The following is a 22,204-nucleotide window of genomic DNA, read 5'->3' on the forward strand; positions in this document are numbered from 1 at the left end:
TCAAAGCCGAAGGTACCGCGTGAGCGGCGCGAGGACGGCCCGGCAGCAGCAGAGGTGCGCTGGCCCGCACTGCGGCTGGCTCGCCCGGAAAAAAAGCTGCCACGTTTGACCGTGACAGCCTTTACAAATCTAATCTTAACTGACTAGCATTACCCCGGAAGGGGCCTTTTTTGCATTCAGGGGATCAGAGTTAAAATACGCTGTGACGCGATTTAAAACCCGCCACAGCATTAAAACCCTTTAAACATCAAGGTATTCACCGCGCTAATCAGAGCAAAAAGTATGAAAATGACTTTACAGACGCGAATGATAATGATTATTATTGTCATGCGTTCTCGGGAGGTCGCCCGACAGCCTGAGAAAGCACGACATTGCTCACATTGCTTCCAGTATTATTTAGCCAGCTTATCCGCTGGCTTTTTTTTTGCCTGCCCTTCTTCAGTGCTTTTCAGCCACTGCTCAATGCTCATTCAACTATTTTGAACAGAGGCGTGAAGTTTTTCAGCTATCAATCAGACCGCCTCAGGGACAGACTATAAAAAACATTGAGGAGATTTGAACATGATTTATGTACGCAAAGCTGAAGAACGCGGTCACGCAAACCATGGCTGGCTGGATAGCTGGCACACTTTCTCTTTCGCCAGCTATCACGATGCGAACTTTATGGGTTTCTCCGCGCTGCGGGTCATCAACGAAGATGTGATTGATGGCGGCCAGGGGTTTGGTACCCATCCTCACAAAGATATGGAAATCCTGACCTACGTGCTCTCCGGTACGGTTGAGCATCAGGACAGCATGGGCAACAAAGAGCAGATCCCGGCAGGGGAGTTCCAGATTATGAGCGCCGGCACCGGCGTACGTCACTCTGAGTACAACGCCAGCGAAAGCGAGCCGCTGCACCTTTATCAGATCTGGATCATTCCTGAGCGTACCGGTATCGAACCACGCTACGATCAGCGCCGCTTCCCGGATGTGCAGGGGCGTCAGCTGGTGTTAAGCCCGGATGCCCGTGAAGGATCGCTGAAAGTCTTTCAGGACATGACCTTATCGCGCTGGGTAATGGCTGCCGGCGAACAGGACAATGTCGCGATTGATGCGGGACGTCGTATCTGGATTCAGGTGGTGAAAGGTGATGTTACCGTTAACGGCAACGCGATCACCACCAGCGACGCCCTGGCGATCTGGGACGAAAGCGCGCTGACCATTGAAGCCAGCTCGGCTGCAGAAGTCCTGCTGTTTGATCTGCCACCGGTCTAAGCAGATAACGGGCGCGCATCGTCGCGCCCGGTTGGCAATTTTGTGACAGAAAAGTGATAGACTCATCGTACTTTAGCTTTAAGGGCGATCCCAGGCGCTACGATGAAGAAGAAAAGACCGGTATTACAGGACGTTGCCGATCGCGTCGGCATTACTAAAATGACCGTCAGCCGTTACCTGCGTAATCCAGAGCAGGTCTCCGTTGCCCTGCGGGATAAGATTGCGGTGGCACTGGATGAGCTGGGTTATATCCCCAATCGCGCCCCCGATATGCTTTCTAACGCCACCAGCCGCGCCATTGGCGTACTGCTGCCGTCACTCACAAACCAGGTTTTTGCTGACGTATTGCGCGGCATCGAAGCCGTCACCGACGAAGCCAACTATCAGACGCTGGTCGCCCACTTTGGTTACAACCCGCAAAAAGAGGAGCTGCAACTGCGCTCGCTGCTGGGCTGGAATATTGATGGGGTTATCCTCACCGAACGCACCCATACACCAGGCACGCTGCGCATGCTGGAAGTGGCCGGTATCCCGGTGATTGAGGTGATGGACAGCGTCACGCCCTGCCTGGATATGGCGGTAGGCTTCGATAACGTTGAAGCGGCCCGGCAGATGACGCAGGCAATCCTCAGCAAAGGTCATCGTCATACCGTCTACCTCGGCGCACGCCTGGATGAACGTACGCTGCAGAAGCAGCGCGGTTACGAAATCGCGATGCGCGAAGCGGGGCTGACGCCACGCAGTGTGATGATGGAAGATGCCTCTTCATTCAGCGCCGGTTGTGATCTGCTGCGTGAGGCGCAGCGCCTTTACCCCGAAACAGATAGCCTGTTCTGTACCAATGACGATCTGGCGGTCGGCGCGATGTTTGAGTGCCAGCGCCAGGGATTGCAGGTGCCCTCTCAGATGGCGATAGCCGGTTTCCACGGCCATGACATCAGTCAGGTTGTCACGCCACAACTGGCAACAGTGCTGACGCCACGCGACCGCATGGGGCGTGAAGCTGCGGCGCTGCTGCTGGCGCGCATTGCCGGAGAAACCAGCACCTGCCAGCCGCTGGATGTCGGTTTTGAGATCAGTGAAGGTGGCAGCATCTGATTGTGGCGTTTTTATGAGTCAGCTCACACTTTCATGCATTTCCTGGTAAAAAGGTTGCCAGGCTGTTAAGCGGCCAGGAGAATGAGAAACGACATTGTTATCGGTAACATTGGCAAATTCTCACCTGCCGGAGCAGAAAAATGACAACGCAATCCCCGTCGCATCACGTTTTTATCCTGATGGGCGTTTCAGGCAGCGGAAAGTCTGCCGTCGCCAATCAGGTCTCTCACCAGCTGAATACAGCCTTTCTTGACGGTGATTTTCTCCACCCCCGCGCCAACATCCTGAAGATGGCCGATGGTCATCCGCTGGATGACAACGATCGCCAGCCGTGGTTACAGGCACTGAACGACGCCGCGTTTGCCATGCAGCGCACCCAGGCGATTTCCATCATTGTCTGTTCAGCCCTGAAGAAAAGTTATCGCGACATCCTGCGTCAGGGAAATGACAATCTGCGTTTCGTCTACCTGAAGGGCGACTTCGATACCATCGAAGCTCGCCTGAAAGCGCGTAAAGGCCACTTCTTCAAGCCGCAGATGCTGGTAACGCAGTTTGCGACGCTGGAAGAGCCAGGGCGGGACGAGCCGGATGTACTGGTGGTGGATATCGCGCATTCACTGGACGATGTGGTGGCGGCTACGGTTGCGACTATCCAGGACGCTATTAGCCAGGGTTAGAGATGAATACCGCAACACTCGTTTTGACCGCAGCAGGCTCCGTCCTGCTGCTGCTTTTCCTGGTGATGAAGGCCCGTATGCACGCCTTCGTCGCATTGATGTTAGTGTCCATCGGTGCCGGGCTGTTCTCCGGCATGCCACTGAATCAGATCGCTGAAACCATGCAGAAGGGGATGGGCGGCACGCTCGGCTTCCTCGCGATTGTGGTCGCGCTGGGCGCGATGTTCGGCAAGATCCTGCATGAAACCGGCGCTGTTGATCAGATCGCCATCCGGATGCTGAAAACCTTTGGTCAGAGCCGCGCCCATTATGCGATGGGCATTGCCGGTCTGATCTGCGCGCTGCCGCTCTTTTTTGAGGTGGCAGTCGTGCTGTTGATCAGTATCGCTTTTGCGGTGGCACGGCGTACCGGCGGCAATCTGGTGAAGCTGGTGATCCCGCTGTTTGCCGGTGTGGCCGCAGCGGCGGCGTTCCTGCTGCCCGGACCGGCGCCGATGCTGCTGGCTTCGCAGATGCACGCAGATTTTGGCTGGATGATCCTGCTGGGTCTCTGTGCGGCGATCCCGGGCATGCTGATTGCCGGGCCCCTGTTTGGCAACTTCATTGGCAACCACGTCTCGTTCAGCGCGCCGCCGGAAGATCATCAACCGGATGTCGATGAGAGCAAGCTGCCGTCGTTTGGCTTCAGCCTCTCACTGATTCTGTTTCCGCTGGTGCTGGTTGGCCTGAAAACCATCGGCGCACGCTTCACGACCGAAGGCACCACCCTGTATGAGTGGCTGGAATTTATCGGCCATCCTTTCACCGCAATCCTGCTGGCGCTGCTGGTGGCGATTTATGGCCTGGCTTACCGTCAGGGTATGGATAAAGAGCGGGTAATGCAGGTGTGTGGCAGCGCGCTGCAACCGGCCGGGATTATCCTGCTGGTGATTGGCGCGGGCGGCGTGTTTAAGCAGGTGCTGGTGGACTCCGGCGTGGGTCCGGTGCTGGGCAATGCGCTGACCGGCGCAGGACTGCCGATTGCGCTGGCCTGCTTTATCCTGTCAGGTGCGGTGCGGGTGATTCAGGGATCGGCGACGGTCGCCTGTCTGACCACTGTGGGCTTAATCATGCCGGTGATTGAACCGCTGCACTACAGCGGCGCTCAGCTGGCGGCGCTGTCGATCTGCATCGGCGGTGGCTCAATCATTATCAGCCATGTGAACGATGCCGGGTTCTGGCTGTTTGGTCGCTTCACCGGGGCCAGCGAAGCGGAAACGCTGAAGACCTGGACACTGATGGAAACCATTCTCGGTACTACCGGGGCTATCGTAGGTATGATTGCTTTCGAACTGCTTTCCTGACCAACCCGACGGGCTATCGGCCCGTCAGGTTTTTTTCCCGCGAGCGGGGGAAGAGTAAAAAAGGGAACAGCAGATAAGGCGCCACTACCAAAAGAACAATGATGCCGCGTGAATAGCCAGAGTCATTTATTCTCCTCACCCCACAGGAAAAAACAGGCAAAATAAACAGCAGCAGCGCGATTAAGCCTATTTCATGTTGTGGCCCGGTAAACCATTGCAGATAACTGCAGAACCAGACCAGCTGAAACAGCAGGAAAATAAAATAGTTCGTCCTTCCTTCACGCCCCTCATAGTTAAACGTGCTCAGCAGACAGCTTTTGATAATCTGCAGCAGCCTGTTCATGCCCATTTTCTTCTTATCACAGCAAAAACAACCAGCGTAATGGCGGCGGCAAGTAAGTAAACCCAGGCAAAATCAGTGACGTCAACTTGTATCAGCTGCACGTCATTCAATGCCGCTTTCCGGCCCGAGACGGATAATACGGTCAGTCCAGCCAAACAGAGTATATTTGCCAGAAAGAATAGTGCCTGAAAGGCTGTTTCTTTAGCCGCGGACAGAAAGGCAATTTTTCTGAAACCCCACCAGGCTACCAGATAAACCAGCAGCCAGAGCAACGCGCAGAGTAGCGGGGCAACCAGATAACTGCGCATATCTGTGATCACCCCTGAATGGCCGCTGTTGGCATACTGCAGCACTTCCTGAAGGGAGACGTAACCTGTTATCAGATAGAGCGCACCGAAAAAAAAGGGCAATAACAACCTCATTATATAAATAATATTGTTCATTTCAATGCCGTAACTTTGTGATAAACAGGCTGAATTAATGCGGCTGCCTGCCAGCCTGTCAGGGCAAAAGGACAAAGGTGCGCTTATAACTTCAGATAAGCCCGAATGCCGTCCAGGAACATCTGTGTGGCCAGCATAATCAGTATTAATCCCATCAGCCGCTCCAGCGCATTCACGCCTTTATCACCCAGCAGACGCAGGAACAGACCTGACATCAGCAGAATACCCACCGTCACGCCCCAGGCGATCAGCAGCGCGCCGACCAGGTGCGACATCTGATGCGGATATTGATGCGACAGCAGCATCAGCGTCGCCAGCAGCGATGGCCCGGCTACCAGTGGGATCGCCAGCGGCACCAGGAAGGGCTCTTCACCCGCCGGTAAACCAGAACTGCTGCTTTCCGCCGACGGGAAAATCATTTTAATGGCGATAAGAAACAGGATTATCCCGCCGGAAATCGACACCGTTTCAGTACGCAGATTCAAAAATGCCAGGATGCGTTCACCGGTAAACAGGAACAGCAGCATGATGATCAGGGCAATCAACATTTCACGGATCAGCACCACTCGCCGCCGTTTCGGCTCCAGATGCTTTAAAACCGACATAAAAATCGGCAGATTGCCCAGCGGATCCATAATTAACAACAATAATATTGTCGCTGAAATCATTTCAGTCATCGGTTTTACGCCATGTTGTTCACGAAAAAGCGGAGTTATTAGTTACGCTGCTGAAAAAGTTAGCGTAATCGAATTAATTCACTTGCTACCCGGCCTGCATTTTGTAGAGTGAAGGGACACAGGTAAATCTTATTATTACGCAGAGCGGCGTGAAAATAGCACGCCGCTCTCTCCTCTGAAATGAAAAGCAGGTGTAACTGCCTTAGACGGACACGACATGAAGAATGTAGGTTTTGTTGGTTGGCGCGGTATGGTCGGCTCCGTGCTGATGTCCCGCATGAGTGAAGAGCGTGATTTTGATGCAATCAATCCGGTCTTCTTCTCGACGTCGCAGCATGGTCAGGCGGCACCCGCATTTGCGGGCAAACAGCAGGGCACACTGCAGGATGCGTTTGATATTGAGGCGCTGCGGGCGCTGGATATCATTATTACCTGCCAGGGTGGCGACTACACCAGTGACGTCTATCCAAAGCTGCGCGCCAGCGGCTGGCAGGGATACTGGATTGATGCGGCCTCCACGCTTCGCATGAAAGATGATGCCATCATCATCCTCGATCCGGTCAACCATGCGGTGATTCGCCAGGGCATCGACAGTGGGATCAAAACCTTTGTCGGCGGTAACTGTACCGTCAGCCTGATGCTGATGTCGCTGGGCGGCCTGTTTGCTCAGGACCTGGTGGAGTGGGCTTCGGTTGCCACCTATCAGGCGGCCTCTGGCGGCGGCGCGCGCCACATGCGTGAACTGCTGACCCAGATGGGCATGCTGCACGATCACGTTGCGCCTGCGCTGCAGAACCCGGCCTCCGCCATCCTCGACATCGAGCGTAGCGTGACCGACTTCACCCGTTCCGGTACCCTGCCGACCGATAACTTCGGCGTGCCGCTGGCGGGCAGCCTGATTCCGTGGATCGACAAACAGCTGGAAAACGGTCAGAGCCGCGAAGAGTGGAAAGGCCAGGCTGAGACCAACAAGATCCTCGCCACCCGTAACGTCATCCCCGTTGATGGATTGTGCGTGCGCGTCGGGGCACTGCGCTGCCACAGCCAGGCCTTTACGCTGAAGCTGAAACGCGACCTGCCGCTGGCTGAAATTGAGCAGCTGCTGGCCTCTCACAATGAGTGGGTCAAAGTGGTGCCGAATGACCGCGAACTGACGATGCGTGAACTGACGCCTGCCGCTGTCACCGGTACGCTGACCACGCCGGTTGGCCGGTTGCGTAAACTGAATATGGGGCCGGAATATCTCTCTGCCTTCACGGTGGGCGACCAGCTGTTATGGGGCGCAGCCGAACCGCTACGTCGCATGCTGCGGTTGTTAACCAGCTAAACAGAAAACATCGCCAAAGGCCGGATTTATGATCAATGCCGATCAGATTAGGCAAAGATGATCGATTAACTGTCTGATAGCTATATGAAAGCCCGTAATCATTGTTGATGGTTACGGGCTTTTTGTTGTTAGTCCAGTCTATGGATAATTTTGACTTCAGCCAAAAAATTCTTTGCGTTTTATGGTGTGTTTTTTGAGCTTGATGGATGGCTTTGGGCAGAGACTTGCATCACAGCAATATGCACATTCTGTCGCTGCTCAATGGAGTACATAGTGTCTTAGAAATTGTGTTCGTCAGACTGAATCTGCAAACACTTTTCATTAAGGTCCTAACCGCCCAAAAATCATCATTTATCAGGCATGCGCAATGCAGGCTTTTTTAGACGCTAATGCATTTTAAATGACGGGATGGGAATGGTGGTACGGTGGTCAATAAGGATGTAATACGGTGGTAAAAAAGAAAAAGCCCCGAGGGGCTTTTTCTATTCAGTATCACTTTTCTTTGAAGTGATGATTGTTTTTGCTTGGCGGAAATGGATCATCTTTTTTCACATGGCGATCATATGCAGTTCCTGCGTATGAATTGTCAGTATCGTGATACTGGCCATAAGTTCCAGTCTTAGGGCATGGTTGCCCTGACCAATGTTTTGCCATTGTTAATTTCCTTATTCACATAGATATCTTAATTGATGTCTTTTTTTTAATACGACTAACTTGTCTGGTTTTCAATCATGTTTTGCTAACTTTTACCGCTTCATTTTCGAAATGTGACAATGTTCAAAATTGAATGACTTATTCATTCTTTAGTATGTTAACCCTCTGTGCTTGCAGAGTTAATGACGTAAAAAAATAGTTGCGCCATTACATTCGGAAATGTTTAGAATGAAAGTAATGTATGCGAATCTCGTTCTGGAAGAAAATACCTGTACGATGATGCTGGTACGCCATTTTAGAGTTGTAGTAGTCAGTATAAATTCAGGCTATTATATTTTTATTCGTTTATTTACACATTCATGCCCTTCAGGGAAGCATTTCTATCCGATGTTCTATGCTCGTATATTCCAGTCATCGGTATACTGGACATTTCCATCAACATAACGCCATGTGATTTTGTCATACATCATGGATATTGATTCCATATGGTTGATTTGCGCATTACCGGACATTTTAGCGTTTGGCATGCCAGGATTCACGCCAGTGATCTTTACCCCCTCAATAGTCATGACAAAGTAACACTCTTCCTGCCCGGCATGATTGATTTTATACCAGCGGATTTCCGCACTTTGCAGCGTCTGGCCCGTAGCAACCGCCTTATAAAGATATGGACTGGAGCTATCAAACTCCTTTTCAATCATCATCGGTGAGTGTGAACGCTTGCCGGTTATCTTGCCGTTAGCACTATCTACAGGAATGTTCAGTCCATGACTGAAACCAACAATCTCAATGCTGCCATCACGATCCCATACATCAACAGAACCTTTAATATGAGCACCGCCATCATCTTTGAGCCACATGTAAGCAGGAATTGGCATCCTATTATCACCTTACTTTTCTGATCAACTTCATTGTTATGAAAAAAATTGCCGCAGTGATAACTATATTAGTGAGGAAACTCATATAGAAATACATATCATCTATTGCCTCTGCGCCAATTTCACCGGAGCCATATAAAATATGGCCTAGCTTTAAAGCGAAATCATAATTAATCCAGTTATAAGGCTCACCCATAGCCCGACCAACGATAAGTAAAAGAAGAAGGAAGAAGGCTAATTTTCCTAATCTACGGGCAAGTGTCGCCATAAGTGATTACCTCAATGGTGCCATAGGCTTTTAAGTCTGTGCCAGGAACCGAGATTTTAGATGTTCTTAATAGAGCATTTCTCAGCATGTTGAAGTCTGATTGCCAGGCCAGCGTAATACAGCCCTCTGAAACCTGACCGGGATGAAGCCTGAAGCCTCCTCGCGTTACTCCTCGAAAAAAGGTGCTATCGTCGATCATCCCATCAACGCGGAAAAGGGCAAACCATTCTGAATGATCAACATGATATTTGAATGCACTTTTTATTTCGTCAATTGCCCATGCTCTGACGCTATTGACCCAACTACCAGAAGGTCTGTCGACTATGTAGTAGTGTCCGGCAGGTAATGGCCCTTTGTTTATTATCATCCCGCAGCCACCCTTATTACGGTAAATATCATTACCAGAAAACGCTAAAAAAGTGCCTAAGCCCGGAAAAATCAGAGGAGAGTAATCAGCATTGTTTATGACAAACTTTCCTTGTAAAGACATAGCAGTCCTTTACTTCTAAAATTTTTGAATTTACATGCTAATTCAAAGTAAAAAACAGATGTACGGCTATTTTGGGCAAAATTTAGGATCGTGAAGCAGATTCAATTCTCAACTTTTTTATGACTCAATCCATTTCATGTCAGAAACATACTGCTAACCATCGCTTTACAACACATTATCAGGTAGCTTTTCTCAATCGTCCTCTGCACCCAGCGATCCTGAACTCTGAGATTTGGCGGTGGCAGAGGCTCTGTTTCATTCCGGTGAAAAATGCAGCTTCATCAGTCGGGGCGCTCCAGGCAACATAAATGACCATAATCATCAGTTTATCCGGCCTTTTTTGTTTTTGTCGTACACGAAACAATCTGCCGTTTCGCTTACTCAGTGATCAACTTCCCTTTTTTGCCGGTCGGTAAAGATTATTTTGCTTTAGTCCATGGCAAGTGCCGTGACCAAGCTATGATTTAACCATGATGTGCCACAGGTAACTCTTGTGCTTTCCGGATTAAATGGTTGTGGTACACGGCAAAAACACTTTTCCCACGGAATGGCCTGACTTCTTTGTCGTTGTACGTATGGCTCAATGAAGAGCAGCGCAGGTGAACCGCGACAGGCTGTGTCGCGTTCATTTCGGCTGCCAATTATCACAGGAAGAAAGTCATGTCAGAGCTTCCCGATCGCGATGCGATCAATGCCCTGTTTGCGGGTAATTATGCCGACCCTTTTTCGTTACTAGGGATGCACCGAACTCAGCAAGGCCTTGAAGTCAGGGCATTGCTCCCCGAAGCGCTTGAAGTGTGGGTCATTGAAACCTCCACCGGGCGCAAACTGGCTCAGCTGGTGTGTGAAGATGCACGTGGCTTTTTCAGTGGCGTTATTCCACGCCGCAAAAACCCGTTCCGCTATCAGCTGGCGGTGAACTGGCACGGCCAGCAAAACCTGATAGACGATGCCTATCGCTTTGGCCCGCTGCTGCAGGAGATGGATCTGTGGCTGCTGGCGGAAGGGACACACCTGCGCCCTTATGAGACGCTGGGCGCGCACGGCGACGTCATCGATGGCGTCTTCGGCACCCGCTTCTGCGTCTGGGCACCCAACGCCCGTCGCGTGTCAGTGGTTGGCGATTTCAACTTCTGGGATGGCCGCCGTCATCCGATGCGTCTGCGTCAGGAACTGGGCATCTGGGAGCTGTTTGTACCGGGCGCGGTCAACGGCCAGCTCTACAAGTATGAAATCATCGACGCCAATGGCGAACTGCGCATCAAAGCGGACCCGTACGCGTTTGAGGCGCAGATGCGTCCGCAAACTGCGTCGATGATCTGTGGTCTGCCAGAGCCGGTTGAGATGAAAGCAGAGCGCAAGGCGGCCAACGCCTTTGACGCGCCGATCTCCATCTATGAAGTGCATCTGGGCTCCTGGCGTCGTCACACCGACAACAACTTCTGGCTGAGCTACAAAGAGCTGGCTGAACAGCTGGTGCCCTACGTCAAAGAGATGGGCTTTACCCATATCGAACTGCTGCCGATCAACGAACATCCGTTTGATGGCAGCTGGGGCTATCAGCCGCTGGGCATGTATGCGCCGACCCGACGTTTTGGTACCCGTGACGAGTTCCGCGCCTTCATTGATGCCGCCCATGAAGCGGGCCTCAACGTGCTGCTCGACTGGGTGCCGGGCCACTTCCCCAGCGACGATTTCGGTCTGGCAAGATACGACGGCACCGAGCTCTATGAGCACAGTGACCCACGTGAAGGCTTTCACCAGGACTGGAATACCCTGATCTACAACTTTGGTCGCCGGGAAGTGAGCAACTACCTGTCGGGCAACGCGCTCTACTGGACGGAGCGCTTTGGCATTGATGGCCTGCGTGTGGATGCGGTGGCGTCGATGATCTACCGCGACTACAGCCGCAGCGAAGGGGAATGGGTACCGAATCAGTATGGCGGCCGTGAAAACCTGGAAGCGATTGAGTTTCTGCGTCACACCAACCGTACGCTCGGCACCGTGGCATCCGGTTCGGTGACCATGGCCGAAGAGTCGACAGACTATCCTGGCGTGACGCGTCCCACCGAAGACGGCGGGCTGGGCTTCTGGTTCAAATGGAATCTGGGCTGGATGCACGACACCCTCGACTACATGAAGGTCGATCCCATCTACCGTAAGCACCATCACGATCTGATGAGCTTCGGCATGATGTACAACTACACCGAAAACTTTGTGCTGCCGCTGTCGCATGACGAAGTGGTGCACGGTAAGCGCTCGATTCTCGATCGTATGCCGGGCGATGCATGGCAGAAGTTCGCCAACCTGCGTGCTTACTACGGCTGGATGTGGGGCTTCCCCGGCAAGAAACTGCTGTTTATGGGCAATGAATTTGCCCAGGGTCGCGAGTGGAACCACGACGTCAGCCTTGACTGGCATCTGCTGGAAGGGGACGACAACTGGCACCACGGCGTTCACCGTCTGGTGCGCGATCTCAACCACACCTATCAGTACTACACGCCGCTGCATCAGCTCGACTTCGATCCGGCAGGCTTTGAGTGGCTGGTGGTAAACGATGCGGAACACTCCGTCTTCGCCTTTGTCCGTCGTGACCGTGAAGGCAACGAAGTGATCGTCGTCAGTAACTTTACGCCGGTGCCGCGTCCGGGCTATCGCTTTGGCGTTAACCAGCCTGGCTACTGGCGTGAAGTGCTGAACACCGATCAGCATGAGTATCACGGCAGCGACGTGCGCAACCATCGGGTGCATACCGATGAGCAGGAGAGCCACGGGCGACCGCAGTCGCTGAGCCTCAATCTGCCGCCGCTGGCAACGGTATGGCTGGTGCGGGAGGCTGAATGACCATCACTGCCGGAGATCCCGAACCGCTGGGTGCCAGTTACGATGGCAAAGGCGTTAACTTCACCCTGTTCTCACAGCATGCCGGGCGCGTAGAGCTCTGCCTGTTTGATGAGCAGGGCGCAGAACAGCGTCTTGACCTGCCTGGCCGCAGCGGGGATATCTGGCATGGTTATGTTCCGGCGTTGAAGCCAGGACAGCGCTACGGCTACCGGGTGCATGGTCCCTGGGCCCCGCAGCAGGGACACCGTTTTAATCCGGCGAAGCTGTTGGTTGATCCCTGCGCCCGCGCGGTTGAGGGCGATGTACCGGATGACCCGCTGTTTCATGGCGGCGAGGCGCAGCCCGATCCGCATGACAACGCGGCGATTGCGCCGAAGTCACGGGTAGTCGCGGAGGATTTTGACTGGCAGGACGACGTCGCACCGGGTATTCCCTGGGGTAACACGGTGATTTACGAAGCCCACGTGCGCGGCCTGACGCAGCAGCATCCGGAAATTCCGGAAACGCTGCGCGGGACTTACGCGGCGCTCGGTCATCCTGTTATGGTGAATTACCTGCGCAGTCTGGGGATTACCACCCTTGAGCTGCTGCCGGTGGCGCACTTCGCCAGCGAGCCGCGACTGCTGCAGCTCGGCCTCAGCAACTACTGGGGCTATAACCCCTTTGCGCTCTGGGCGGTGGATCCCCGTTACGCCTCCGGTCAGCCGGACGTGACGCCGTTGCAGGAGTTTCAGCAGGCGGTCAAAAACCTGCACGCCGCGGGTATCGAAGTGCTGCTGGATGTGGTGTTCAACCACACCGCTGAACTGGATGAGATTGGCCCGACAATCTCCATGCGCGGCATCGACAACGCCAGCTACTACTGGCTCGATGAGCAGGGCGATTATCAGAACTGGACCGGCTGCGGCAACACGCTGAATATCCATCATCCGCAGGTGATGACGTGGGCTTTAGAGGCGCTGCGCTACTGGGTGCGTGTCTGCCACGTCGACGGCTTCCGCTTTGACCTCGCGCCAGTGCTGGGCCGCACACCGGATTACCAGCGTGATGCGCCATTTTTTGAGGCGATACGCGCCTGTCCGCTGCTCTCTCAGGTCAAGCTGATTGCTGAACCCTGGGATATCGGCCCTGACGGCTATCAGGTTGGCCGTTTTCCGCCGCCGTTTGCCGAATGGAACGATCAGTTTCGCGACACCGCGCGACGTTACTGGCTGCACGGCGACATAAGCAACGGCGAGTTCGTCCGTCGCTTTGCCGCCTCCAGCGATCTCTACCAGCATGATGACCGGTCGCCACACGCCACGGTTAACCTGATCACCGCCCACGACGGCTTTACGCTGTGGGATGTGGTGAGCTTCGAACGTAAACACAACGAAGCGAACGGGGAAGATAACCGTGATGGTCACGGCGATAACTACAGCCACAACCACGGCAAAGAGGGGCTGAACGTCAGCTTCGACGTGATTGAACGTCGCCGTCGCAGCGTGCGGGCACTGCTGACGACGCTGCTGCTGTCACAGGGCACGCCGATGCTGCTGGCAGGCGATGAGCGCGGCCACACCCAGCGTGGCAATAACAACGCTTACTGTCAGGACAACGCCCTGAGCTGGCTTGACTGGCAGGCGGATGAGAAGGGATTAGTCGGATTCACCGCTGCACTGATCGAGCTGCGCCAGCGCATTCCGGCGCTGACCGCAGATCGCTGGTGGCAGGACGGTGACGGCAATGTGCAGTGGCTCAATGCCGGTGGCCAGCCACTGCAACACGATGAATGGGCACAGGGGATGCACAGATTGCAGATCCTGCTGTCCGGCCGCTGGTTAATAACAATAAACGCCACGGATACGGTGAATGACATCGTGTTACCAGACGGAGAATGGCGCGCCCTTCCTCCTTTCGCCGGGGACGACAACCCCATCCTGCTAACTGTCTGGCATGGTCCCGCACACGGTGTGTGCGTGTTCCAAAAGCAATCATAAGGAGTCAGACATGGTTAAGTTAGATAGAACAGATCACCTGATGCTGGCCCGCCAGCTCCCTACACAGACGGTTGCTCTGATCCTCGCCGGCGGACGCGGCACGCGCCTGGTCGATTTAACGGCCAAACGTGCCAAACCGGCGGTGCATTTCGGCGGCAAGTTCCGCATTATCGACTTTGCCCTCTCCAACTGCGTCAACTCCGGTATCCGACGGATTGGCGTGATTACTCAGTATCAGTCTCATACCCTGACTCAGCACATCCAGCGTGGCTGGTCGATCTTCAATGAAGAGATGAATGAGTTTGTCGATTTGCTGCCAGCGCAGCAGCGATTTTCGACCGAACAGTGGTATCGCGGGACGGCCGATGCCGTGACGCAAAACCTTGATGTGATTCGCCGCTATCAGGCGCAGTACATCGTGATCCTTGCCGGGGACCACATTTATAAGATGGATTATTCACGCATGCTGCTGGATCACGTGGTCAACGAGGCGAAATGTACCATTGCCTGTTTACCGGTGCCGGTGCATGAAGCCACGGCGTTTGGCGTGATGGCGGTGGACGAAGAGAATATGGTGATCGACTTCGTGGAGAAACCCGCGAAACCGCCCACCATGCCGGGTGATGACACCCAGGCGCTCGCCAGCATGGGGATCTACGTTTTCAACGCAGACTATCTCTATGAACTGCTGGAAGAGGATCTGCAGACGCCAGGCTCTAACCACGACTTCGGCAAAGATATCCTGCCGAAAATCGTGGCAAGCGGCGAAGGCTATGCGCACTCCTTCGCGCTCTCCTGCGTACAGAACGATGACAATGCGCCGCCTTACTGGCGCGACGTCGGGACGCTGGAAGCCTACTGGCGCGCCAATCTCGACCTGGCATCGGTGATGCCTGAACTCGATATGTATGACGTCACCTGGCCGATTCGTACCCACATGGAGCCGCTGCCGCCTGCCAAATTTGTTCAGGATCGTTCCGGCAGTCACGGGATGACTATGAACTCGCTGGTCTCGGGGGGCTGCATCATCTCCGGTTCAGTGGTGGTCAATTCGGTGCTGTTCCCGCGGGTACGCGTTAACTCTTTTTGCAATATAGATTCAACTGTACTGCTGCCTGATGTGGTAGTGGGCCGATCGTGTCGTCTGCGTCGCTGCGTCATTGATCGTGCCTGCGAGTTACCGGAAGGCATGGTCATTGGCGAAAACCCGGATGAAGACAGTCGCCGGTTTCACCGTTCGGATGAAGGCATCGTACTGGTAACCCGCGCCATGCTGGCCAGGCTGGCCAAAGCGGGGCTGTAAGCGATAAGCGAAACTTACGCAATCGGCACGCGGAGCGTGTCGGATAACTTAATGAGGTCGAGGATGCAGGTTTTACATGTCTGTTCGGAACTTTTCCCGCTGCTAAAAACGGGCGGACTGGCTGATGTAGTCGGGGCATTACCTCAGGCACAAATTGCGGGCGGCACGGATACGCGGGTACTACTGCCCGCTTTTCCCGCATTGCGCAAAGGCATACCTGATCTCCAGGTCGTGACAGAGCGAGAAACATTTGCCGGTCATGTACGTCTGCTATTTGGTGAATTTAACGGTGTGGGCATCTACTTGATTGATGCTCCCGGCCTCTACGATCGTCCGGGTAGTCCCTACCATGACGAATCGCAGTTTGCGTATGTCGACAACTATCTGCGCTTTGCGCTGCTGGGCTGGGTTGGCTGTGAACTGGCGTGCGGCATGGACGCGATGTGGCGTCCCGATATTGTTCATGCCCATGACTGGCATGCAGGCCTGACCTGCGCCTATCTGGAAGCGCGTGGTCGTCCGGCTAAATCGGTCTTCACCGTGCACAACCTGGCGTATCAGGGTCTGTTCATGGCGCACCACATGGAAGAGATTGGCCTGCCATGGTCATTCTTTAACATGCACGGGCTGGAGTTCTTCGGTCAGATCTCCTTCCTGAAAGCGGGACTTTTTTACGCCGACCATATCACGGCGGTCAGCCCGACTTACGCCCATGAAATTACCTCTGCCGAATATGCTTACGGCATGGAAACCCTGCTGGCACAGCGGATGCGTGAAGGCCGTCTTAGCGGCATTCTCAACGGCGTTGATCCCTCTATCTGGGATCCGGCGCACGATCTGCTGCTCAGCGCGCGTTATAACCGCGACACGCTGGAAGCGAAAGCGGAGAACAAACGCCAGCTGCAGGTGGCGATGGGTCTGAAGGTAGATGATAAAGCGCCGGTGTTCTGCGTGATCAGCCGTCTGACCAAACAGAAAGGGCTGGACCTGGTGCTGGAGGCGCTGCCCGGCTTGCTGGCGCAGGGCGGTCAACTGGTGCTGCTGGGCCAGGGCGATGCTGAACTGCAGCAGGGCTTCCTGGCGGCGGCAGCAGAGCATCCAGGCAGCGTCGGCGTGCAGATCGGCTATCACGAAGCGTTCTCACACCGCATTGTCGGCGGCGCAGACGTGATTGTGGTGCCGAGTCGCTTTGAGCCCTGCGGTCTGACACAACTCTATGGCCTCAAGTATGGTACGTTGCCGTTAGTACGCCGCACCGGCGGGCTGGCCGATACCGTGAATGACAGCTCACTGGAGAATCTGGCCGACGGCATCGCCAGTGGATTCAGTTTTGAAGATGCCAACGCCTGGTCACTGCTTCGGGCTATCCGCCGCGCGTTTGTGTTGTGGTCCCGTCCTTCGCTCTGGCGCTATGTTCAGCGCCAGGCAATGGCGATGGACTTTAGCTGGCAGGTGGCAGCACAAGCCTACCGTGATCTCTACCAACGTTTGATGTAACGGATTGGGAAAACTGGATATGAATGCACCTTTCACTTACGCCTCACCAACGTTGACGGTTGATGCCTTAAAGCATTCGATTGCCTATAAATTGATGTTTACCATCGGCAAAGATCCCTCTATCGCCAATAAGCATGAGTGGCTTAACGCCTCACTGCTGGCGGTGCGCGACCGGATGGTAGAGCGCTGGCTGCGTTCCAGCCGTGCTCAGCTGTCGCAGGATGTCCGGCAGGTCTATTACCTGTCGATGGAGTTCCTGATGGGCCGCACGCTGGGCAATGCGCTGCTGGCGATGGGGATTTATGACGATCTCAACCAGGCGCTGGATGAGATGGGTCTGGATCTGGCCGAGCTGATGGAAGAGGAGAACGATCCGGGGCTGGGCAACGGTGGTCTGGGTCGCCTGGCGGCCTGTTTCCTCGACTCGCTGGCGACGCTGGGCATGCCGGGCCGTGGCTATGGCATCCGGTATGACTACGGCATGTTCAAACAGAACATTGTGGAAGGTGAGCAGAAAGAGTCGCCGGATTACTGGCTTGAATATGGTAATCCGTGGGAATTCCAGCGTTTCAATACCCGTTACAAAGTGCGCTTTGGTGGCCGCGTCCAGCACGAAGGCGCGAAAGTGCGCTGGCTGGAGACCGAAGAGATCCTGGCGATGGCCTATGACCAGATCATTCCGGGCTTTGACACCGACGCTACCAACACCTTACGGCTGTGGGGCGCGCAGGCCAGCAACGAAATCAACCTCGGCAAATTCAACCAGGGCGACTACTTTGCGGCGGTGGAAGATAAAAACCACTCCGAGAACGTGTCACGCGTGCTCTATCCGGATGACTCGACCTACTCAGGCCGTGAACTGCGCCTGCGTCAGGAATATTTCCTGGTCTCCGCGACGGTGCAGGACATTCTGAATCGTCACTGGCGGATGCATCAGACCTGGGACAACCTGGCGGATAAAATCGCTATTCACCTGAATGATACCCATCCGGTGCTGGCGATCCCCGAACTGATGCGCCTGCTTATCGACGATCATAAATTCAGCTGGGACAACGCTTTTGACGTCTGCTGTCAGGTCTTCTCCTATACCAACCATACGTTGATGACCGAAGCGCTGGAAACCTGGCCGGTCGATATGATCGGCAAGATCCTGCCGCGTCACCTCAGCATTATTTTTGAAATTAACGACTTCTTCCTTAAGACCATTCAGGATCACTATCCCGATGACCTGGATCTGCTGTCGCGCATTTCGATCATCGACGAAAACGATGGCCGCCGGATACGCATGGGCTGGCTGGCGGTGGTGGTCAGCCACAAAGTAAACGGCGTTTCGGAGCTGCACTCCAACCTGATGGTACAGTCGCTGTTTGCCGATTTCTCCCGCCTGTTCCCTGGTCGCTTCTGTAACAAAACTAATGGCGTCACTCCGCGTCGCTGGCTGGCGCTGGCTAATCCGGCGCTGTCAGAGGTGCTGGATGAGGAGATTGGCCGCAACTGGCGCACCGATCTCAGCCAGCTGGGCGAGCTGAAGGCGCAGATCGACTATCCGGCGTTTATTGAAAAAGTGGCGGTCGCCAAGTATCAGAACAAGCGTCGGCTGGCCGACTGGGTGGCGAAGAATCTGGACGTGGTGCTCGACCCGAACGCGCTGTTTGATGTGCAGATCAAGCGTATTCACGAGTACAAACGCCAGTTGCTCAACGTGCTGCATGTGATCACCCGATACAACCGTATCAAGGCTGATCCGCAGGCGGATTGGGTGCCACGCGTCAATATCTTTGCCGGTAAAGCGGCGTCGGCCTATTACGTTGCCAAGCACATCATTCATCTGATCAACGATGTCGCCAATGTGATCAACAACGATCCGCAGGTGAAGAACAAACTGAAGGTGGTCTTCATCCCGAACTACAGCGTGAGCCTGGCGCAGATCATTATTCCGGCGGCCGATCTCTCTGAGCAGATCTCTACCGCAGGGACGGAAGCGTCCGGCACCAGTAATATGAAGTTTGCGCTGAATGGCGCGCTGACCATCGGTACGCTGGATGGGGCCAACGTTGAAATGCTGGATCACGTCGGTGAAGAGAACATCTTCATTTTTGGTAATACCACGCCGCAGGTCGAAGCCCTGCGTAAAGGGGGCTATAACCCGCGTGACTATTATGAAAAGGATGAAGAGCTGCATCAGGTGCTGACTCAGATTGCTTCCGGTCTGTTCAGTCCGCAGGATCCGGGCCGCTACCGCAATCTGTTCGATTCACTGGTCAACTTCGGCGATCACTACCAATTGCTGGCGGATTATCGCAGCTATGTGGATACCCAGGATAAAGTGGATGCGCTCTACCGTAAACCGGATGAGTGGCAACGCCGCGCGGCTAAAAACATCGCCGGAATGGGCTACTTCTCGTCGGACCGTACGATTCAGGAGTACGCTGATGAGATCTGGAATATCTCGCCAGTAAGGTTGTAAGGCGCGTGCAGTAAGGTTTCTGACTTTCTTTGCGGCCGAGGGATCGGCCGCACTCTCCTTTGCACTCTTTGTTCACCGTCTATCCCGCTCCTCTTTCAGAAGGTTCAGCCTCTTATCGCCTCTGCGTCCGTAAGTGCCTCTTGTGCGAGCCAGATCATTACACCCTGGCTGAGAATCGCTACTATGCGGGAAAGCAAAATGACCCTACAGGCAACAGCAGCAATGAGTGACAACATCAACCAGGAAATTACCTTCCGTAAACTCAGCGTCTTCATGATGTTTATGAGCAAGGGCAATATCGCCCGTACGGCGGAAGCGCTGGAGCTGAGCAGCGTCAGCGTGCATCGCGCACTGCATACGCTGGAAGAGGGCATCGACTGCCCGCTGTTTATCCACAAGGGCCGCAACCTGGTGCCGCTACCTGCCGCCTGGACGCTGCTGGACTACTGTCGCGATGTGACCACCCTGATGGGCAAAGGCATTGAAGAGGCGCGCAAAGTCGCAGGCATCGGCGGAGGGCGTCTGCGACTTGGCACGCTCTACTCCCTGACGCTGGAGACCATTCCCCGGCTGATCATGGGCATGAAGCTGCGTCGGCCCACGCTGGAGCTCGATCTGACCATGGGTTCCAATCAAATGCTGCTGAATATGCTGGAAGATGATGCGCTGGATGCGATTCTGATCGCCACCGATGACGGCGAACTCAGCGACGCGCATTTTGATGTGATTCCGCTGTTTGAGGACAGGATCTTTCTGGCCACACCGGCCGGTGAGACGCGGGACGGAGCTGGTCCGGTGGATCTGCGTGATTATGCCGACCGTGATTTTGTCTCGCTGGCTGAAGGGTTTGCAACCTATGCCGGTTCGCAGGAGGCGTTCCAGATAGCCGGATTTGAACCGCGCATGGTCACCCAGGTGAATGACATCTTCTCGATGATAAGCCTGGTGCAGGCGGGCGTCGGCCTGGCACTGATCCCGGGACGGATGAAGAAGGTGTATGAAAACAACATTCAGCTGCTGACGCTCGCTGAGCCTTACCAGATGCGTCAGCAGATCTCGATTGTCTACTCACATCGCCGCGAACGGGATAATGACCTGCTGGCACTGGCGGCAGAAGGGCGGATGTACGCCCGCAGCCTTACTGACTTAGCCGTTTAACCAGATGGAGTGCAACCTCAACGCTGTTGCGCTCCAGACAAATCGCGTCGCCCTGCCAGCCTGCCTGAAGCGTCAGGCCGGTCAGCACATTGCCAGGCGGCATCTCAATCGCCAGTCGGGCATCGCGCTGATTGGCTGAAACCATCGCATCATTCCACTGCACCGTACGCGCCATATTAAAGGCAAGATCGTCGGCAATCTTCTCCGGCTCCCAAATCACGCGTCCGGTTGAACCGCTGAGGTAAGCGCAATGGGGACGGGAAAGGCTGACGGACCCGAACGCGCGCGCCAGTTCTGCAGCGGGCTTATCCAGCAGCGCGCAGTGCGACGGCACGCTCACCGCGAGTTTAATCGCTTTGCTGGCACCGGCATCCAGCGCTTTCTGCGCGACTACCGCCATATCCTCGTCGCGGCCAGCAATCACAATCTGCGTTTCCGCATTCAGGTTGGCGATATAGGTGTTGCTGCCGGGCAGCAGTTTCTCCAGACGACTCAGCGTCAGGCCGGTGATGGCGGTCAGGCCATATCCCTCCGGATAAGCCTGCTCCATCAGATCGCCGCGCAGTGCCACCAGCCGCAGAGCATCACTGAAATCCAATGCGCCGGAAATCACCGCAGCAGGAAACGCACCAATCGACAGACCGCTGACGATATCGGGTTTCACCCCACGGCGGATCAGCTCGCGCGCCCAGGCGACACCGCAAATCAGCAGACTGAGCTGCACGGCGCGCGTGTGGCGCAGTGCATCGGCACTGTCGAGCTGGTCAGTCTCGTTGCCCAGAACTGCACGCACGCTGTTTAACAGGGCGTCGCCGTCGGGAAGGTGCTGTAACATCCCGGCACGCTGAGTGCCCTGGCCGGGAAAGGTAAAGAGTATTTTCATTGTAGCTCCCTGCTCCAGGGTGAAGCGGTCAGTATCGGCCCGGTAACGGTTTTAACCAGCGCGCGGCCTTCACGCAGCCACTCGCTGAGGGCAAACGCGCCGGACGGCGTTTCTATCTGCGTATCGACCCGACAGGCCAGCGTGTCGGTTTGCGCCTGCCAGCGTTGCAGCGCATCGCGCGCCAGCGGCTCTGGCGCGCGAATAACTAAATCAAGATCGCTGGCGGCATGCAGTGTGGGTTGCTGAGTTGCCAGTGCGTAACCGGTACTGCCGGTAATGCCCCAGCGCCACGGCCAGTCGTGCTCACTGAGGGCAATCGCCGCGCCGACCGGCGCATAAGCGGTAAACGGCGAGGCAAGCAACTGCGCACGCGCCGTCAGCATCTCCGGCGTGACAACGCGAACGATATCCGCTGTATTGACCCATCCGGCGGCGCGCTGTTCGCGGCGCTCGCCGCGCACACCCACCGGTATCAGCCCGGTTTCGCTCCGGTCGCGCCGCACCACGACCGGAAGGCCGGGATGCCAGAACTGACTGACCCAGCTCTCACTGATGGCGGCTAAGGCGTTGCCGTCTCGCAGCCAGAGCAGATCGTGGGGGCGCGGTACAGAGCTCATA

General features: G+C 55.0%; 20 protein-coding genes. 11 read left to right on the plus strand and 9 right to left on the minus strand.

All coding sequences use genetic code 11. The features are described from left to right. Window positions 1-561: 561 nt before the first annotated feature. The 4 genes from NR201_RS18085 to gntU all read left to right on the plus strand — a co-directional run bounded on the left by NR201_RS18085 (window position 562) and on the right by gntU (window position 4,375). On the plus strand, window positions 562-1,257 hold the full coding sequence (locus tag NR201_RS18085; RefSeq protein ID WP_010671535.1) for a pirin family protein: 696 nt from the start codon (window positions 562-564) through the stop codon (window positions 1,255-1,257). A 102-nt stretch (window positions 1,258-1,359) separates the two neighbouring features. Next, window positions 1,360-2,355: a gluconate operon transcriptional repressor GntR gene (gene gntR, locus NR201_RS18090; RefSeq protein ID WP_010253274.1), complete on the plus strand. Its 996-nt coding sequence runs from the start codon at window positions 1,360-1,362 to the stop codon at window positions 2,353-2,355. Between the two features lie 140 nt (window positions 2,356-2,495). Then, window positions 2,496-3,032 carry a gluconokinase gene (gntK, locus tag NR201_RS18095; protein ID WP_022624019.1) on the plus strand — a complete coding sequence of 179 codons (537 nt, stop codon included), beginning with the start codon at window positions 2,496-2,498 and terminating at the stop codon, window positions 3,030-3,032. A gap of 2 nt (window positions 3,033-3,034) precedes the next feature. Further along, the gene (gntU, locus tag NR201_RS18100) at window positions 3,035-4,375 is read left to right on the plus strand and encodes a gluconate transporter (RefSeq protein ID WP_010671538.1); all 1,341 of its coding nucleotides are present in this window, start codon (window positions 3,035-3,037) and stop codon (window positions 4,373-4,375) included. 13 nt (window positions 4,376-4,388) lie between these two features. Here gntU and NR201_RS18105 read toward each other — a convergent pair whose 3' ends face one another. The 3 genes from NR201_RS18105 to NR201_RS18115 form a co-directional block, all read right to left on the minus strand. Further along, window positions 4,389-4,724: a DUF805 domain-containing protein gene (locus tag NR201_RS18105; protein WP_306281464.1), complete on the minus strand. Its 336-nt coding sequence runs from the start codon at window positions 4,722-4,724 to the stop codon at window positions 4,389-4,391. Then, window positions 4,715-5,161, minus strand: coding sequence for a hypothetical protein (locus NR201_RS18110; RefSeq protein ID WP_256850051.1), 447 nt, complete (start codon window positions 5,159-5,161; stop codon window positions 4,715-4,717). Before NR201_RS18110 ends, NR201_RS18105 begins: the two co-directional genes overlap by 10 nt. Window positions 5,162-5,244: 83 nt before the next feature. Continuing rightward, window positions 5,245-5,838 carry a YhgN family NAAT transporter gene (locus tag NR201_RS18115; protein ID WP_003853054.1) on the minus strand — a complete coding sequence of 198 codons (594 nt, stop codon included), beginning with the start codon at window positions 5,836-5,838 and terminating at the stop codon, window positions 5,245-5,247. A gap of 217 nt (window positions 5,839-6,055) precedes the next feature. On the opposite strand from NR201_RS18115, the gene asd reads away from it, so the two are divergent. Beyond that, window positions 6,056-7,165: an aspartate-semialdehyde dehydrogenase gene (asd, locus tag NR201_RS18120; protein WP_010671542.1), complete on the plus strand. Its 1,110-nt coding sequence runs from the start codon at window positions 6,056-6,058 to the stop codon at window positions 7,163-7,165. A gap of 492 nt (window positions 7,166-7,657) precedes the next feature. Here the strand turns inward: asd and NR201_RS18125 are convergent, their stop codons facing one another. The 4 genes from NR201_RS18125 to NR201_RS18140 form a co-directional block, all read right to left on the minus strand. After that, window positions 7,658-7,819 carry a hypothetical protein gene (locus tag NR201_RS18125; RefSeq protein ID WP_164501699.1) on the minus strand — a complete coding sequence of 54 codons (162 nt, stop codon included), beginning with the start codon at window positions 7,817-7,819 and terminating at the stop codon, window positions 7,658-7,660. A gap of 392 nt (window positions 7,820-8,211) precedes the next feature. Continuing rightward, window positions 8,212-8,697, minus strand: a complete 486-nt coding sequence (locus NR201_RS18130) for a type VI secretion system tube protein TssD (protein ID WP_010253261.1) — start codon at window positions 8,695-8,697, stop codon at window positions 8,212-8,214. A 7-nt stretch (window positions 8,698-8,704) separates the two neighbouring features. After that, window positions 8,705-8,965 (minus strand): hypothetical protein, encoded by a 261-nt coding sequence (locus NR201_RS18135; protein WP_256850052.1) that lies wholly within the window; start codon window positions 8,963-8,965, stop codon window positions 8,705-8,707. Beyond that, window positions 8,946-9,455 (minus strand): DUF2778 domain-containing protein, encoded by a 510-nt coding sequence (locus NR201_RS18140; protein WP_010253255.1) that lies wholly within the window; start codon window positions 9,453-9,455, stop codon window positions 8,946-8,948. Before NR201_RS18140 ends, NR201_RS18135 begins: the two co-directional genes overlap by 20 nt. A 660-nt stretch (window positions 9,456-10,115) precedes the next feature. Between NR201_RS18140 and glgB the strand changes: the two genes are divergently transcribed. The 6 genes from glgB to NR201_RS18170 all read left to right on the plus strand — a co-directional run bounded on the left by glgB (window position 10,116) and on the right by NR201_RS18170 (window position 20,703). Next, a complete protein-coding gene (glgB, locus tag NR201_RS18145; protein WP_033780976.1) occupies window positions 10,116-12,299 on the plus strand; it encodes a 1,4-alpha-glucan branching enzyme in 2,184 nt (727 codons plus the stop codon). After that, window positions 12,296-14,278, plus strand: a complete 1,983-nt coding sequence (gene glgX, locus NR201_RS18150; RefSeq protein ID WP_050680528.1) for a glycogen debranching protein GlgX — start codon at window positions 12,296-12,298, stop codon at window positions 14,276-14,278. The genes glgB and glgX overlap by 4 nt, the downstream gene beginning before the upstream one ends. Before the next feature lie 10 nt (window positions 14,279-14,288). After that, complete coding sequence (gene glgC, locus NR201_RS18155) at window positions 14,289-15,581, plus strand: glucose-1-phosphate adenylyltransferase (RefSeq protein WP_010253246.1); 1,293 nt, start codon at window positions 14,289-14,291, stop codon at window positions 15,579-15,581. Window positions 15,582-15,644: 63 nt separating this feature from the next. After that, window positions 15,645-17,078, plus strand: coding sequence for a glycogen synthase GlgA (gene glgA, locus NR201_RS18160; RefSeq protein ID WP_010253243.1), 1,434 nt, complete (start codon window positions 15,645-15,647; stop codon window positions 17,076-17,078). 19 nt (window positions 17,079-17,097) lie between these two features. Continuing rightward, on the plus strand, window positions 17,098-19,545 hold the full coding sequence (gene glgP, locus NR201_RS18165; protein ID WP_010253240.1) for a glycogen phosphorylase: 2,448 nt from the start codon (window positions 17,098-17,100) through the stop codon (window positions 19,543-19,545). A 222-nt stretch (window positions 19,546-19,767) separates the two neighbouring features. After that, window positions 19,768-20,703, plus strand: coding sequence for a LysR family transcriptional regulator (locus NR201_RS18170; RefSeq protein ID WP_083070490.1), 936 nt, complete (start codon window positions 19,768-19,770; stop codon window positions 20,701-20,703). Here the strand turns inward: NR201_RS18170 and mdcH are convergent. Beyond that, a complete protein-coding gene (gene mdcH, locus NR201_RS18175; RefSeq protein WP_256850053.1) occupies window positions 20,684-21,586 on the minus strand; it encodes a malonate decarboxylase subunit epsilon in 903 nt (300 codons plus the stop codon). The genes NR201_RS18170 and mdcH overlap by 20 nt on opposite strands. Next, window positions 21,583-22,203, minus strand: coding sequence for a malonate decarboxylase holo-ACP synthase (locus tag NR201_RS18180; protein ID WP_154210751.1), 621 nt, complete (start codon window positions 22,201-22,203; stop codon window positions 21,583-21,585). Before NR201_RS18180 ends, mdcH begins: the two co-directional genes overlap by 4 nt. Window position 22,204 lies beyond the last annotated feature (1 nt).

It is taken from the genome of Pantoea sp. Fr-CA_6, assembly GCF_024520895.1.
GTDB lineage: Bacteria > Pseudomonadota > Gammaproteobacteria > Enterobacterales > Enterobacteriaceae > Pantoea > Pantoea agglomerans.